This is a genomic window from Halalkalicoccus paucihalophilus, assembly GCF_001593955.1.
Taxonomy (GTDB): Archaea; Halobacteriota; Halobacteria; order Halobacteriales; family Halalkalicoccaceae; genus Halalkalicoccus; species Halalkalicoccus paucihalophilus.
This window is the reverse complement of the sequence record NZ_LTAZ01000005.1, coordinates 342,436-356,658: the sequence shown is the minus strand read 5'-3', so window position 1 is coordinate 356,658 and position 14,223 is coordinate 342,436. Positions and strand designations below refer to the sequence as shown.

17 protein-coding genes, 1 tRNA gene and 1 pseudogene are annotated in these 14,223 nt (G+C 63.8%); 9 read left to right on the top strand and 10 right to left on the bottom strand.

The annotated features are described in order from the left end of the window. Together HAPAU_RS11295 and thrS are read right to left on the bottom strand one after the other, a co-directional pair. Entirely contained in the window at positions 1–990 is a 990-nt protein-coding gene (locus tag HAPAU_RS11295; protein WP_066382658.1) for a TAXI family TRAP transporter solute-binding subunit, read from the bottom strand. Positions 991–1,055: 65 nt separating this feature from the next. Next, positions 1,056–2,978: a threonine--tRNA ligase gene (gene thrS, locus HAPAU_RS11290; RefSeq protein ID WP_066382657.1), complete on the bottom strand. Its 1,923-nt coding sequence runs from the start codon at positions 2,976–2,978 to the stop codon at positions 1,056–1,058. A 93-nt stretch (positions 2,979–3,071) separates the two neighbouring features. On the opposite strand from thrS, the gene HAPAU_RS11285 reads away from it, so the two are divergent. The 5 genes and pseudogenes from HAPAU_RS11285 to HAPAU_RS11270 all read left to right on the top strand — a co-directional run bounded on the left by HAPAU_RS11285 (position 3,072) and on the right by HAPAU_RS11270 (position 6,060). Continuing rightward, positions 3,072–3,398 (top strand): twin-arginine translocase TatA/TatE family subunit, encoded by a 327-nt coding sequence (locus HAPAU_RS11285; protein WP_066382656.1) that lies wholly within the window; start codon positions 3,072–3,074, stop codon positions 3,396–3,398. Positions 3,399–3,430: 32 nt separating this feature from the next. Next, a tRNA-Arg gene (locus HAPAU_RS11280) sits at positions 3,431–3,503 on the top strand. A gap of 443 nt (positions 3,504–3,946) precedes the next feature. Beyond that, positions 3,947–5,501 (top strand): annotated as a pseudogene (locus tag HAPAU_RS11275) (type II/IV secretion system ATPase subunit); the annotation flags it as partial. A gap of 29 nt (positions 5,502–5,530) precedes the next feature. Continuing rightward, positions 5,531–5,743, top strand: a complete 213-nt coding sequence (locus tag HAPAU_RS23225) for a hypothetical protein (protein WP_169802646.1) — start codon at positions 5,531–5,533, stop codon at positions 5,741–5,743. Beyond that, complete coding sequence (locus HAPAU_RS11270; protein WP_066382652.1) at positions 5,740–6,060, top strand: hypothetical protein; 321 nt, start codon at positions 5,740–5,742, stop codon at positions 6,058–6,060. The genes HAPAU_RS23225 and HAPAU_RS11270 overlap by 4 nt, the downstream gene beginning before the upstream one ends. Before the next feature lie 18 nt (positions 6,061–6,078). Here HAPAU_RS11270 and HAPAU_RS11265 read toward each other — a convergent pair whose 3' ends face one another. Further along, positions 6,079–7,434, bottom strand: coding sequence for a DUF7289 family protein (locus tag HAPAU_RS11265; protein ID WP_066382650.1), 1,356 nt, complete (start codon positions 7,432–7,434; stop codon positions 6,079–6,081). Between the two features lie 76 nt (positions 7,435–7,510). On the opposite strand from HAPAU_RS11265, the gene HAPAU_RS11260 reads away from it, so the two are divergent. Then, positions 7,511–7,705: a hypothetical protein gene (locus HAPAU_RS11260; RefSeq protein ID WP_066382649.1), complete on the top strand. Its 195-nt coding sequence runs from the start codon at positions 7,511–7,513 to the stop codon at positions 7,703–7,705. Here HAPAU_RS11260 and HAPAU_RS11255 read toward each other — a convergent pair. Next, positions 7,702–9,147 carry an MATE family efflux transporter gene (locus HAPAU_RS11255; protein ID WP_066382648.1) on the bottom strand — a complete coding sequence of 482 codons (1,446 nt, stop codon included), beginning with the start codon at positions 9,145–9,147 and terminating at the stop codon, positions 7,702–7,704. The two genes, HAPAU_RS11260 and HAPAU_RS11255, sit on opposite strands and share 4 nt — an antisense overlap. 147 nt (positions 9,148–9,294) lie before the next feature. Between HAPAU_RS11255 and HAPAU_RS21665 the strand changes: the two genes are divergently transcribed. Together HAPAU_RS21665 and HAPAU_RS11250 are read left to right on the top strand one after the other, a co-directional pair. Continuing rightward, the gene (locus HAPAU_RS21665; RefSeq protein WP_169802645.1) at positions 9,295–9,471 is read left to right on the top strand and encodes a hypothetical protein; all 177 of its coding nucleotides are present in this window, start codon (positions 9,295–9,297) and stop codon (positions 9,469–9,471) included. Positions 9,472–9,522: 51 nt separating this feature from the next. After that, the gene (locus HAPAU_RS11250) at positions 9,523–9,915 is read left to right on the top strand and encodes an SRPBCC family protein (protein WP_066382647.1); all 393 of its coding nucleotides are present in this window, start codon (positions 9,523–9,525) and stop codon (positions 9,913–9,915) included. Positions 9,916–9,919: 4 nt separating this feature from the next. Here the strand turns inward: HAPAU_RS11250 and HAPAU_RS11245 are convergent, their stop codons facing one another. Genes HAPAU_RS11245 through HAPAU_RS11230 form a run of 4 tightly spaced genes read right to left on the bottom strand, consistent with a single transcriptional unit; the run spans position 9,920 to position 12,690 of the window. Then, the gene (locus HAPAU_RS11245) at positions 9,920–10,963 is read right to left on the bottom strand and encodes an enolase (protein WP_066382646.1); all 1,044 of its coding nucleotides are present in this window, start codon (positions 10,961–10,963) and stop codon (positions 9,920–9,922) included. A gap of 35 nt (positions 10,964–10,998) precedes the next feature. After that, positions 10,999–11,574, bottom strand: a complete 576-nt coding sequence (locus HAPAU_RS11240) for a flavin reductase family protein (RefSeq protein WP_066382644.1) — start codon at positions 11,572–11,574, stop codon at positions 10,999–11,001. Continuing rightward, on the bottom strand, positions 11,574–12,047 hold the full coding sequence (locus HAPAU_RS11235; RefSeq protein WP_066382642.1) for a VOC family protein: 474 nt from the start codon (positions 12,045–12,047) through the stop codon (positions 11,574–11,576). The genes HAPAU_RS11240 and HAPAU_RS11235 overlap by 1 nt, the downstream gene beginning before the upstream one ends. A 22-nt stretch (positions 12,048–12,069) precedes the next feature. Next, positions 12,070–12,690, bottom strand: coding sequence for a VOC family protein (locus HAPAU_RS11230; RefSeq protein WP_066382640.1), 621 nt, complete (start codon positions 12,688–12,690; stop codon positions 12,070–12,072). A gap of 133 nt (positions 12,691–12,823) precedes the next feature. On the opposite strand from HAPAU_RS11230, the gene HAPAU_RS11225 reads away from it, so the two are divergent. Further along, positions 12,824–13,144: a winged helix-turn-helix transcriptional regulator gene (locus tag HAPAU_RS11225; protein ID WP_066382638.1), complete on the top strand. Its 321-nt coding sequence runs from the start codon at positions 12,824–12,826 to the stop codon at positions 13,142–13,144. A gap of 22 nt (positions 13,145–13,166) precedes the next feature. On the opposite strand, the gene HAPAU_RS11220 is transcribed toward HAPAU_RS11225, so the two are convergent. Together HAPAU_RS11220 and HAPAU_RS11215 are read right to left on the bottom strand one after the other, a co-directional pair. Beyond that, the gene (locus HAPAU_RS11220) at positions 13,167–13,616 is read right to left on the bottom strand and encodes a DoxX family protein (protein WP_066382636.1); all 450 of its coding nucleotides are present in this window, start codon (positions 13,614–13,616) and stop codon (positions 13,167–13,169) included. Positions 13,617–13,737: 121 nt separating this feature from the next. Then, positions 13,738–14,169 carry a CBS domain-containing protein gene (locus HAPAU_RS11215; RefSeq protein WP_066382634.1) on the bottom strand — a complete coding sequence of 144 codons (432 nt, stop codon included), beginning with the start codon at positions 14,167–14,169 and terminating at the stop codon, positions 13,738–13,740. Between the last annotated feature and the right edge of the window lie 54 nt (positions 14,170–14,223).

Below are 14,223 nucleotides of genomic sequence, written 5' to 3'. Positions count from 1 at the left end.
TCAGAGCCCGGCGTCGTCGAAGTACTGTGCCGCACCCGGATGCAGGTCGATCGGTGCCTCGCGGGCCGTCGACTCGAACTGCTCGGCCGCGGGGTGGACCTCCGCGAGCTGGTCGAGGTTGGTGTAGATCGCCTCGACGATGTCGTAGACCGAGTCCTCGTTCATGTCCTCGCGGACGATCATCGTGTTGGTCACGCCGGGGACCTGCACGTCCTCCTCGACGCCCTGATAGGTGCCGGCGGGGACGGTCGCCGCGTTGTAGTAGTCGAACTCGCTCGTGATCTGGCTCATCTCCTCGTCGGGGAAGTCTATCAGCCGAATCGCTCGCTGGCTCGCCAGGTCCTGAATCGAGGAGGCCGGGTAGGCGACGCTCCAGAAGCCGGCGTCGATCTGGCCGTCCTGTAGTGCGCTTGCGGTCTCGGAAAACGAGAGGCGCTGTACGTCGATGTCGTCGTAGGTGAGCCCGTAGACGCCGAGCAGTTCCTCGGCGATGACCTCGGTACCGCTCCCGGGCGCGCCAACGCTGACGGTCAGCCCTTCCATGTCCGCGAGCGTCTGGACCGGCGAGTCCGCGGGGACGACGACCTGGGTCGCGTTCTGGTAGGCCCCGAACGCCGCCGACAACGGGAGGGCCTCGTCGAAGTCGCCCTCGCCGTTGACCGCGAGCAACACGGAGTTGCCGAGCGCGAGCGCCATCGTCATCTCCTCGCTCGCGACGAGCCGGCAGTTCTCGACGCTCGCACCCGTCGATTCCGCCGACGCCTCGACGTCGAGGTTCTGGTTGAGGATGTCGGCCATCCCGCCACCGAGCGGGTAGTAGACCCCGCCGGTACCGCCGGTGCCGATGGTCACGAACTGCGGCCCGTCGCCGCCTCCCCCGCCGCCTCCGCCTCCACCACCGCCACAGCCGGCGAGGCCGACGAGTCCGGCCGCACCGGCCGTACTCAGGAACGTTCGACGATCTACCCGGTCGGTCTGGTCTCGAACCATGTCCCTATGGGCTCATCACCCGCTAATAACTATGATGGTTCCGAGCAGCGCGGACCGCAGGTCGATCACTCGAGGAAGTCGGGTTCGATCCGTTTTTCGGCGACCTCACCTTCGAGGTGCTCGCGGAGCTCGCTCGGCGAGACGTCCCCGCGCTCGCGCTCGAAGCGATCGCGCACCGAGACCGTTCCGGCCTCCTCCTCGTTGCCCCCGACGATCAGCATGTAGGGGACGCGGTCGTCGTGGGCGGCTTGGATCTTCTTGCCGATGGTCCACGAGCGGTCCTCGATCCCGACGCGGAAATCAGAGAGTTCGCGCCGGATCTCCTCGGCGTAGACGACGTTGTCGTCGCTGATTGGTAAGATCCGCACCTGTTCGGGTGCGAGCCACGTCGGGAAGTTCCCGTCGAAGTGCTCGATCATCACGCCCATGAACCGCTCGAAGCTTCCCAACAGGGCGCGGTGGACCATCACGGGGCGGTGCTCGGCGTTGTCCTCGCCGGTGTAGGTCAGATCGAGGCGCTCGGGGATGTTGAAGTCGAGTTGGACGGTGCCGATGGTCCACTCCCGCCCGAGCGCGTCGACGGCGTTGATACCGACCTTCGGGCCGTAGAAGGCCGCCTCTCCCTCGTCGACAGCGTAGGTCAGCCCCTCCGATTCGAGCGCGTCGCCGAGCGCGTCGGTCGCCTCACGCCAGATCTGGTCGGACCCGACCGCGTTGTCACCTTGGGTCTCCAGTACGTACTCCATCTCGAAGTTGAAGTGCCCGAGGATTTCGTCGATCGCTTCCAGCACGTCGACAATCTCGCCTTGTATCTGGTCTTTTCGGATGAACGCGTGACCGTCGTCTTGGGTCATGCCTCGAACTCTGAGCAGTCCCGAAAGCTCGCCCGACTGCTCGTTGCGATAGACGTTGCCGAACTCCGAGAACCGAACGGGCAGATCACGGTAGGACCGGACCTGCTGGTCGTAGATGTACGCGTGGTTCGCGCAGTTCATCGGCTTCAGGCCGTACTCGGTGTCGTCCTGCTCCCAGGCGAACATCTCGCCCTCGGCGGTGAACGTCTCGTAGTGGCCCGTCGGCTTCCAGAGTTCGGCCTTGTTGAGTTCGGGCGTCCGGACCTCCTCGTAACCCAACTCGTCGTTCTGCGTGCGGATGTACTCCTCGAGCTCCCGACGGATCGTCATCCCGTTGGGGTGGTAGTGGGGACAGCCCGGCGAGTGGTCGGGCACCGAAAAGAGGTCCATCTCGCGGCCGATCTTCCGGTGGTCGCGCTCTTTTGCCTGCTCGCGCCGCTCGAGGAATTCCTCTAGCTCGGACTCGTTAGGGAACGCCGTCCCGTACACACGAGTCAACATCTCGTTTTCCTCGGTCCCGCGCCAGTAGGCCCCCGAGATCTCGAGCAGCGTGAACCCGCCGATCTCGCCGGTCGAGGCGACGTGCGGGCCCCGACAGAGGTCGCGGAACTCCGCCTGTTCGTAGAAACTGACGGGGTCCTCGCCGGCCGCTTCCTCCTCCAGGATCTCCCGTTTGAACGGGTTGTCCTCGTAGTACTCGAAGGCCTCTTCACGACTCATCTCGACGCGCTCGATGGGAAGGTCCGCCTCGATGATTTCCTCTGCTTCGGCGCTGATCTCCTCCAGATCGGCCTCGTCGAGTTCGACGCCGGTGACGTCGTAGTAAAACCCGTCGTCGGTCCACGGGCCGATGGTAAGCGTCGCCTCGGGGTGGAGTCGCTGCAGTGCCTGTGCGAAGACGTGGGCCGCCGAATGTCTCAGCGCATCGAGGTACTCATCGCTGCTTTCGGTGACGATCTCGATTTCGACGTCCTCCTCGATGGGGTGTTCCTTGGCGACGAACTCGCCGTCGACGACGCCGGCGACGGTGTCGCGACCGAGACCGGGCCCGATCTCGTAGGCGACGTCCTCGACCGTCGAACCGGCCTCGACGGACAGTTCGGCTCCGTCGGGGAGGGTTACGGTGACGCTCATACCTACCCTGGGCCGGGGTGGCGTAAATAAGCATTTATCCGGAGCGCAGCGAGCAAAAAGCCTATAACTTAGACGTGGGTATCAACGACTAGGATGACAGTACAATTTGCCCCGCTGTTCGGGCCGATCCCCGGCGGGATCGAACTAGCAGTGATCGTCCTGATAGCGATCCTGCTCTTCGGTGCGAACAAGATCCCAAAACTCGCCCGTTCGACCGGACAGGCGATGGGTGAGTTCCAGAAAGGCCGCGAAGAGATCGACCAAGAACTCCAGGAGATGCGAGAGGGAGCGACCCGGACCGAGAACGAACCCGAACCCGAGATCGGTACCGACGACGAGCGCGAGACGGCTACCGATACCACTACCGCCGAGACCTCCACCGAAGCGGAACTCGAAACCGAGACCGACGAGAACCGATAACCGTTTTTCCCTCCCCACGCGACCTACCGACAGGGCGTGTGGCCTAGCGGATAGGGCGGAAGGTTCCTAACCTTCAGACCACGGGTTCGAATCCCGTCACGCCCGCTGATTCTGTTGTGAGCGAATGCGAGCAACGTTTCTGACTGCCGTTCGTGTTCACTTACGGCAGTCCCGTCACGCCCTCCGTGACGCTAGTGCCCCTCCAATCGAGTCGCCTGAAAAATCGAGTTATTGTGCGGTCCGACGAACTATCCGACCCTCCGATCACTCCCCGACGAGTTGGCTCAGGAGCTCCCGGAACCGGAGCGGGTGATCCGCCGTTGGTCTGCCGCTGTAGCCGTCCATCGCTGCGCTCGCGTTCTTCATGTGCTGTGTTCGACTCATCTTTACTCAGTTCATAGTAAGTATCTCAGTCACATAACCGTTTTCGAGAGGAACAATCATCAAGGACGGCTCAGTCCGTCATGAGGAGGTGGCTATCGGTATGCTTCCCTTTTATTTTGTATCTGACCGAAATACTTTTTATATATGTGTTATCACTACATTCAATGTCGACGGACGATGCCGACGGGAGTGTACAGGGGCCCGTCCCACCGGCGAGGGTCACCGACGCGAGCGTCGTGGATCGTCCCGAGGATGCCCTGAAAGGGGTTTCCATCGCCGCTACGAACGCACGGCTACTGAACGCCTACCTCGACCCCGACGGACTCGTCGTCAAGGACTGCTATACGTGGGAACACGTCAAACGGAAGTACTACTACGAGGCGGACGGGTCGGTCCCGCTCGATTCCACGGGGGACCCGGTCCCGTTCGATCCCTCCGAACTGCTGGGGTTTTCCCCGTGCGAACGGAGGAGACCCTTCGCTCGGGCGAGGCGGCCGCGAGCGCGCTTTCGACTCTCGTTGAGAAACGAACCGTCGACGTGAATCCCGACCTCGACGAGGACGCCTTCTTCTCTTCGCGGGGGAAGCCGACGATCACGACGCGCTACGACCTCGAAAAGGCGGTTCCGATGGGGAAGAAACGTCACTTCGAGGAGGTCGAACGCTACTGGGTGAACGAACCCTACTCGTTCGTGATCCTCTTTCGCTCCCGGAAGGAAAACGAGACGAAGTACTACGTCATCGAGCCGTACTGCAACCCCATCGAGCGCGACCTCACGGAGTTCCTCACCGGCAAACTCCGCATCGCGATCAAGTACACCGATGATGAGGTACGGGTCGAGGGCGACGAGGGGGAGCGACGGGCGGTCATCGAGCGCGAGACGCGCCGACTGCTCGATCGGTATGGGCTCGTCGAGCGTCAGTCGGCCGGTCGCTCGGCCGAGGGACGAACCGCGGGACTGATCGGTCGGGTCCGATCGCTTCTCGGGCGCGGGGAGACGGTAGACCCCCCACTGGTCGACCCCGTCCGTCCCGAACCGGCGATCCTCGCGGAGGACCCCGAGACGGTGACCGAAGCGCAGATCACGAAACTACTGTACTACCTCAAGCGCGATTTCATCGGCTACGAACGCATCGATCCGATCAAACACGACATCAACGTCGAGGACATCTCGTGCGATGGCTACGACTCGCCCGTCTTCGTCTATCACACCGACTACGAGCAGATCATCTCGAACGTCCATCACGGCCGCGAGCGCCTCGACGACTTCGTCATCAAACTCGCCCAGCGCTCGGGCAAGGGAATCACAAACGCCGCCCGCAGGTCGACGCCACCCTGCCCGACGGCTCGCGCGCCCAACTCACCCTCGGCCGGGAGGTCTCGGATCACGGCACCAACTACACCATCCGGCAATTCAAGGACGTCCCGTTCACGCCGATCGACCTGATCAACTGGCACACCTTCTCGCTCGAGGAGATGGCCTACCTGTAGCTCTGCATCGAGAACCACAAGTCGCTGATCTTTGCGGGTGGCACCGCCAGTGGAAAGACCACGAGCCTGAACGCCGTCTCGCTTTTTATCCCCTCGAACGCGAAGATCGTCTCGATCGAGGACACCCGCGAGGTCGAACTCCCGCAGCGAAACTGGATCGCCTCGGTGACTCGCCCCTCCTTCTCCGACGGCGACGGCGGCGACGTCGACGAGTTCGACCTGCTGGACTGATCGCGAACGACGAACTCGCCGGGAGTTTGGAGGATCTTCGCTCGATGGAGAGCGTGTTGATCGACGTCGAACCTGAAAAGGAGGCGCTCGTCCCGCATCCGGGTCCCGACGAGGAGACCGCCCAGCTATCACGTGAGATCCTCGACCGCGCGGACGAACGGCTCTTCGCGGCCCATCGCGGTTCGTCGGGGTCGCTCGAGGCCGCGCTCTCCGTGGACGGTAGCGGGGAGATCCCGTGAGCCTCGTACTAGAGGGAAACGGTACCGATCGGCTCGGGGACGTCTTCTACCCGCTCTATCGGCTGTTGTTCGGTGAGGACAGTCAGTTCGCCGCCGAGTTTCAGACGACGCTCAAGCGGGCTCGGATGGGCGATACCGTCGAACACTACCTCTCGCGGGCGTTAGCTTACGGCGTCCTCTCCGGGGGGTTGCTGTGGATCGTCGGTACCCTACTAGGCTACGCGCTGTTCGCCACGGGGCTGGTCTCCCCACCCATCATCGGCGTCCCGATCCCGAACGACTCTCGTCGTACAAGAACTCGCCTGCGTTGCCGTTGATGTGGAGAATCCGTGCCATCAGCGCGCCCCGAAGTCGGTGTTCCCGCTCAGTTCTACGTCCGTGTTCGGCGCGTAGAGCACGCCAGTAAACGACGGGTTCCCTTGCTGACTACTATCCGTATTTGAACCATCCGAGTGAACGTAGACGATTAGTTGTGATGATTCGCCAGTCGGGTTGATGTTAGTGTCTCCACTGAGTGAAAATCCTTCCGTGACGTATACTGAGACGTTTCCATCCCCCCTGATCGAGAGACTACCCGGTTCGAAGACGCCGTCAACGACGAGGGAAACGTCCCCATCTCCCTCGATCTCGACGTTCTCCGGATCGAAGCCCCCGTCTACGACCAGAGTGACGTTCCCGCCGTCCGTCTGCACCGTCAGGTCATCGGGAATCCCCTCGCCTGTCGCGTAATACCGCGTCTCCTCTTTGCTCGCATCGCCCCGTATCGTCGTTTCGTTCGTCACCTCCGTACAGTCGGTTCCGGATTCGGTACACTCCGTGACCCGGTTCTCGATCATCGGGCTCGCGGAGGGGTACTGGATTCCCTCACGGTAGGGGTTCGGCTTGTCGCCGCCATTGGTTGTGATCCCGTTCGGCGTGGACACCGCGACCACGTTCTCGATTTCCTTCTCGGCCGGTACGGTGAGTTCGATCCTCGCCGTTCGGTTCTCGTGGTCCATTTCGACGTCACCAGTGGTTCGATCCTCGAAGAAGCGGGCCCACGCGTCGTAGTAGTCGCTTCGAATCTCGACGATCACCGTCCCCTCTTCGAGGGGATTCGTGTACTCGTTCGATGCATTGGGGTAGATCGACCCACTCTCGCTGACGTTAGTGAACTGACCGGTTACGGCGCCGCTCGCCCGTCCCTCCCCCGTTACGCGAACGATCGGAAACGTCAGCGTGTTGGATCGGTAGTAGAACTCCGGCGGCGAAGCCATCACGCTCCTGTCACCGTCCCTTTTCCACACGCCGCCGCCCTGATACGCGATTTCCGTGTCCCCCACGGTCGCGACGACCGCGCCGTACGACTCGTTATACAGCACCTCCGAGTCCGTTTCGTTTTCCTTGTACACCGTTACGTGACCCACGTTCTCACGGACCTCGACCGTACCGTCATTGACCGTTCCGAGGTTGAACGACTGGCTTTCGGACTCGCCGAGCGCAACGAGCCCCGCCTTCGAACTCAACTGGGCCATCGAGTTCTGTGTCTGTGCGACACGCGAGTCGCTCTGTGCGTCGCCGAGCATCGCAGCGCCGGTCGCGCCCATGATGGTGACCCCGATCACCGTTACCGCGAGCAGTAGTACCACGCCGATGACCTCCGACTGGCCCCGATCGGTGGACCCGCTACTTCTCTTCCACACCAAAATCATAGTATAGAATATATCTATGTTCTTATATCACTGACGGTCGGCGGCCATATGTACGACGGGAGCGTAGGGGATCCCGATGACGAAGTGGAAATGCGACAACTGCGGGACGGTTCATCGGAGCAACCCGAGCAAGTGTCGCTCGTGTGGCAACACGGTTCTCAGTCCGTATCACGGCGACGAGGGCGGGTTGCTCGACGACCCGCGGATGCGCTACGGGCTGATCGCGCTTGCCGTCCTCCTCGCGCTTCTCGTGTTGATCGCAGTCCTCTAATCGTCGCCCGTGACCCCTCGTGGCCCGTAGGAGCGACTGATGACCTTCCATTTCCCGGTCGAAAAGCGGTGGTAGTTGATGGCGGCGGGGACGGCGGTCTCGGCGACGAACGCGAGGTAGAGCCCCCACAGGCCGAGCGACGTGGTCGCTCCGAGATACGCAAGCGGGATCGAGACGCCGAACATCCCGATCGCCTGGCTGTAGAAGGGCCAGCGGGTGTCGCCACTGGCGTCGAGCGGGCCGGCCGCCCCCTTCGAAACGCCCTGCAGGACGGTCGCGGCGCAGGCGGCATAGACCAGCGAGACCGCGATCGGGACCGTGGCGGTGGTGGGGTCGTCGACGAACGCGAGCACGATCGGTTCTGCGAACAGGAAGACCAACAGTGCCGAGACGGCGTAGACCGCCACTGCGAAGCGGACGATCTCGTGACCGTAGGCTTCCGCCGTGCGCTCGTCTCCGTCGCCCAGTTCCTGACCGACGAGGCTCGAAGACGCAAGGCCAAAGCCCCAGCCGGGCGTGTTCATGACCCCCCAGATCCGCCGGGCGATGACGTAGGCCGCGGCGGTGTTCTGCCCGAAGACGTCGACGATCGCCAGCAGCGGGAAGTCCGCGAGCCGCCAGGCGAGGTTCCGGCCCATCACGGGGAGCCCGATCGAGACGAGCTGGCGGGCCATCCCGACGTCGACGTACACGCCGGTCGGGGAGACGGTGACCGGAAACGACCCCAGCCCGGGGACCCGGCCGGCCACCAGCCCCGTCGCGAACGTCGCGGTGACGACGACGTTCGAGAGCACGGTGCCGATTGCCGCGCCGACGACGCCCATATCGAGGCCGAAGATCAACACGGCGTTGATCCCGACATTCACGACCGCGCCGCCCGCCCGCGCGAGCATCGCGGTGTAGGCGTCGTCCGCGCCGACCAGCACGCGACTACCGATCAGGTTCAGCGCCGCGAAGGGCACTCCCACCGAGACGACCCGCAGGTATCGACCCCCGAGTTCGATCGCCTCGGGGTCGTTGCTGATCAGGTCGAGCAGCCCGGTCGAAAAGGCCCACAGCCCCGCGGTGATCGGCAGCGTGAGGACGACGACCAACAGGACGCTCGAACGGACCGCCCGCCCGAGTTCCCGGTCGGCGTCGGCCCCGAACGACTGGGAGACCAGCGCGATCGTCCCGCCGGCGATCCCGCCCCCGACCGCGAAGGCGAGCCCCCAGTACGAGCCCGCGAACCCGACGCCGGCGATCGCGCCCGAGCCGGCGGCGATCCCGACCATCGCCACGTCGACGGCGTTCTTCGACATCCGGGCGATACCCGTGACTACGCGCGGCCACGCCAGATCGGTGATCCGACGCGCGCGATGGCGGTCGATCAGGCCGGCTCGCGAAAGCGCCAGCCCGACCCAGAGGACGAGCAGTCTGACCGGGTTCGGGACACGACTCACAGAACTCCTCCGTACTAGCCGATTCGGTCTAAAAGCCCTTAGTCACGCGGCAGTCGCGGCCGGTTTCAGGATGGCTCGCATTCGCACGACCCTGGCGATTCGGATGGATATCCTCATAGTATCGCGCGTCGTAGGATCGCCGTACCGATGACGGACGGAGACAAGAAGAAGGCGGTCGCGGTCTGTGACGGTTGTGGAGAACTGGTTCCGGTGCGAGTCTGGCCCGACGAATCGCTCCATCCCATTGGCTCCGACGAGGGCTGCTGTGGGGAGACGGACTACCGGATCCTCGAGGACGGGGAGTCGGCCGCGGCGTTCGAGTAATCGATCCACTGCCCACCGATCGTATTTGAACCCCGCCCGCCAACACACCTCGTGAACCGGTTTCGTGGGATCACCGGGCGGACCGTCGACGTCGTTCGACCCGTCGACGCGCCCGCCGAAGTCGTCTGGAACCTGCTCGTGGACACGCGACGCTGGCCCGAGTGGGGCCCCTCGATCACCGACGTCGAGTGCGCGGACCGACGGATCGAGTCGGGGACGACCGGGCGGGTCCGACTCGTCGGTGGGATCTGGATCCCCTTCGAGGTTACCTACCGTGACGCGTACCGCTGGACGTGGGAGGTCGCGGGAATCCCGGCGACGGGCCACCGGGTCGAACCCTACAACGGGAGCTGTCTGGCGGTCTTCGAGGTGCCCGTGCTCGCGGCGGGCTACGCGCCAGTCTGTCGGCTCGCGCTCTCGCGGATCGCCGACCTCGCGGAATGATCGCTTACCAGCGAAAGCCCGTACTCTCTTCGGGCGGCGAAAGCGGGCTCGTCGGGAGCCCCTCGGGGATCTCGGGATCGTTGTACACACCGGGTGCGACGTCGTTCGCCGAGTCGGGGTAGAACAGCGAGGCGAGCGCCTGGATCTGGCCCCGTCCGACGTCGAGTTCGAACTGACCACCGCCGTAGGTCGTGATCCCGTGCTCGGTGCAGTGGTCGACCGTCTCGAACAGCGATTCGACCGAGCCGAAGCGCGAGGGCTTGACGTTGAGCCACTCGGGCTCCCACGGGAGTTCCTCGAGGCTTTCGAGCCCGTGGATGGTCGCGTCCCACGAGACCCGCTCCTCGTGGCCCGTCAGTACGGACCGGGTCCCCTCGGTGATCGCGGGGTCCTCGATGACGGCCTCGGGAAGGCCCTCGACGACTCGTTCGTAGAGCTCGGGATCGGGGGCCTGATCGACCTCGGTCCCCTCATACTGGCCCTTTAGGTCGACCACCCGCACCGCCCCCGTTTCCGCGAGGCGCTCGACCAGCGCGTCGTCCCACTCGCTCGTTGGATCGAGCTTGAACTCTAGTTCCGGATTGTTTTCGAGGAAGCGCTCGACACGGTCGGTGCTCGGGGGCTCGCCCAACCGCGTGCTGGCGATGAAGCTCACGGGCTCGTACTCCCGGCCGAGCGCGCTCGCGAGATCGGTGTCGGCCTGCCGGAGCGCGAGGTCCAGCGCGGCGCTCTCGAAGCCCCACCGCCGGTAGTTCTCGAAATCGGGTCGGCTCGGCCCCGAAGGGAAGAGGTCCAGATCGCCGACACGCTCGGAGAACTCGTCGAGGGTGTAGGTACCCGAGAGGTCGGGCGCACCCGCCTTCAGTAGGGCATCGTGATCCTGGGTTTCGTAGGTCACGTCCTCGCCCCTGCCCTCCTCGCTCTCACCCGACAGCGAAATGACCGTGCTCACACGCGTGAAGCCACTGGAGGTGTCGCGTTCGCGCCGTGAGAGCGAGACGGCCTCGATCTCGACGGGCAGGTCCGAGACGGCGTCGTAGAGTGCCATACCCCCTATAGGGACGCCGAGGGCTTAATCCCCGGTCAGGGAGGGCGCTCCAGCGAAAATCGGTCGCGCGTGCTCGCATAGTAACTCCCCGAGAGCCGCCCGACGGCGTCGAGTTTCGTCACGTCGACCTTGCCCTCCGTGGTCGCGTCCTCGGCGACGTGCGCGTAGACGACCTCGCCTAGTACCATCGACGAGCGACCGATCTCGACGAAGTCGTACAGTTCACACTCGAAGGCGACCTTCGCCCCCGCCACTCGCGGGGCGTCGACCCGGACGCTTTCGGCGCGTTCGAGGTCGGCGTGCTCGAACTCGCTTTTCTCGACAGTAGCACTGGTTGCGTTCATTGCCTCCACGAGGTCCATCGTCACCACGTTGACGACGAACTGCTCGGTATCCAGTATGTTCCGTGGCGTGTCCTTCAGGTCCTCGCCGGTGCCGACCGGCGCGAACATCACCACGGGAGGATCGACCGAGACGACGTTGAAGAAGCTGTAGGGTGCGAGGTTCTCGCCGCTTTCGCCGCGCGTGCTGACCCACGCGATGGGGCGGGGGATCACCGAGCCGGCCAGCAGGCGATACGCGGAGTCGAGTTCCGAGATGTCGACCTCCATCAGCGGTTCTCAAAGGGATCGATCTCTTCGCTTCCAGGTCGGTCTTCGTCGACGCCGAAGCCCGGCCCCTGTGTCGCGAACTCGAAGACCAGCCCATCCGGATCGCTGAAGTAGATGCTCCGGAAGTAGGTGCGGTCCTTCACTGTCGAAACCCGCACGCCGTGGTCCATGAGGTGTTCGCGCCACTCCTCCAGCGTCTCGCGGTCCTCGACGCCGAACGCGAAGTGATGGCTCGCACCGGGACCGGGCTGGCCACGGGAGTTCGGGTACTCGAAGTAGGTGACGTTCGTTCCCGGCTCGCCCTCGGGGGTCGAGGAGAAGTAGTAATGGAGCGTCCCGGGATCGTCGTAGTTCTGGGTGCGTTTTACGGTGTGCCAGCCCAGCGCCTCCTCGTAGAACTCCCGCGTCGCTTCCATGTCGGTGCAGATGTTCGTCACGTGGTGCAGTCCGGTGGTGGGTGGTGTGTCCGTCATGTGGTGGAATCGACTGGATCGGTCATCGGTCGTAGCCAGCACCGGTCGGGGCGTCGGGCAACTCGTAGGGGTCGACCTCGAGGCCGAGTTCTTCGAGTGCTGCTTCCATGTGCTCGTCCTTGACGTAGTCCGCACCCGCCTCCTCTCGAACGCGCTGGGCGGTCGCGAGCACCTCCGCGCGGCGGTCGTCGGGGATGTGGAACTTGTCAGTCGCGAACTCGAGGACCAGCCCGTTGTGATCCCGGGTGTAGATCGAGTGGAATGCCCCGCGGTCGAACTCGTTGTAGTGGTGGTCGACCTCGTCGAAGGCCTCCTTTGTCTCGACGAAGCGCTCGGGCTCGACGCTGAAGGCGAGGTGATGGACCGCTCCCAGTCCCGTTCGCTGCGGGCGCGGGTCCGACTCGCGGTCGTCGCTCACGAAGAAGGTGAGGATCCGCCCGTCGCCGGTGTCGAAAAACAGGTGCGTCACTTCGGGCTGGTCGAGGTTCGGCTGGCGAAGCACCAGCGGCATTCCGAGCAGATCGCGGTAGAACGCCACGGTATCGGCTTCGTTGCTTCCGATGAGCGTGATGTGGTCGGTTCCCGAGAGTCTGATGGGGCTGTCGGGCAACTCGGCGCTGACGGATGTGGGTTCGTCGGGCATGGTGTGTGTATCGGTTTCCGTATGGTTTTGTATGTCGGTTTCACGCTGGCGAGACTAGTAACGTTTCGTAACCAGCTATACGAACCGAACCTATAAATCGCTTCGCGGACGTAGGAAACACCAGGTAACACTGATGTCATCAGTCACCGAGACCTCGGAGGAGGGGCCCTGTGCGGTCGTCGACTCGATCGGACAGATCGGCTCACAGTGGCGACTCGTCGTGCTTCACGACCTGCAGGACGGCGAGAAACGCTTCAACGAACTCAAGCGCTCGACGGACGCCAACTCCCGGACGCTCTCGCGGGTGCTCGACGATCTGCGGGAACTGGAGTTCGTCAAGCGCCGATTGGAGGAGGACGCCCCCGTCGCGACCTACTACAGCCTCACGGAGAAGGGCCGATCGCTCTGTCCCGTCTTCGACGAGATCGAGTGCTGGGCCGAGGAGTGGCTCTGAGCGATCCCGGCAGGCGTCGATTTTACAGCGCGTAGGGCCATGCGGTCGCGCTCAGTGCGAGCAGTACGAGTGTGGCACCGAGCATGGTGACGTTCTTCATGAAATGTATCATCTCCTGTTCCGTGCGCGTGTTCGGAACCGCCCAGAAGTCGTGCATGATCGGCGTCGCCACGAGCAGGAAGGTCGCGATCGCACCGAGCGAGAACAACGGGAACACGCCCAGAACGGTCCCGAGACCGCCGACCAGTAACATTCCGCCCGTGAGGACGACGGCACCCCTCGGCTTCGGGACCCCCTTCGAATCGGCGTACTCGGTCATCGCTTCGACATCGAGGAAGTGATTCAGCCCGTTGAAGGCGAGGACGCTGCCGAAGAGGATCCGGCCGAGGAGAAACAGTTCGGCGGCCAGCGGGGCGTTCTGAAGGACGGTCGTAGAGACGATTCTCACGGGTGCGACCAGGTCTGAAACCATGGGTGACCGCTCCTACAGGACGCGCCGGTATATCCCTTCCCGGATGGAACGGCCAGTTGATGCTGTCAGGCGATGGCGATCGGATCGCCCGTGGCCGTGGTTGGAAGACGGTATTCGGACGCTACTCGAACTCCCCCTTCTCGATGTCGGGTTCGGGCTGGCGCGACATCCTGACCGCGTTCTTCGGCACGAACCGCGCCAGATCGGTGGTCGTGACGATCCCGACCGCCTCGCCGTTTCGTGCGATCGGGAGCTTCTTGACGTTGTTCCGACCCATGCGCTCGCCGGCGGCCCGAACCGAGTCGGTGGGCGAGATCGTCACGACGGGATCGCTCATCAGCGCCGAGACGGGCGTCTCCGAGAGGTCGATTCCGTCGGCGACCCCGGCGACGATGTCGGTCTCGGTGACGATCCCCTCGATCCGCCCTTCGCCGACGACCAGCGACCCGATCTTCTGCTCGGTGAGTTCCCGGGCCGCAGCGACCCCCGTCGCCTCGGGATCGATCGTCCGAATCGGTGACGTCATGAGTTCGGTGACTGGCGTATCTATCATGATTAATCAACCTCGTACGGGGCCACGACGCATCGCGTAATAAGCGATGCGACG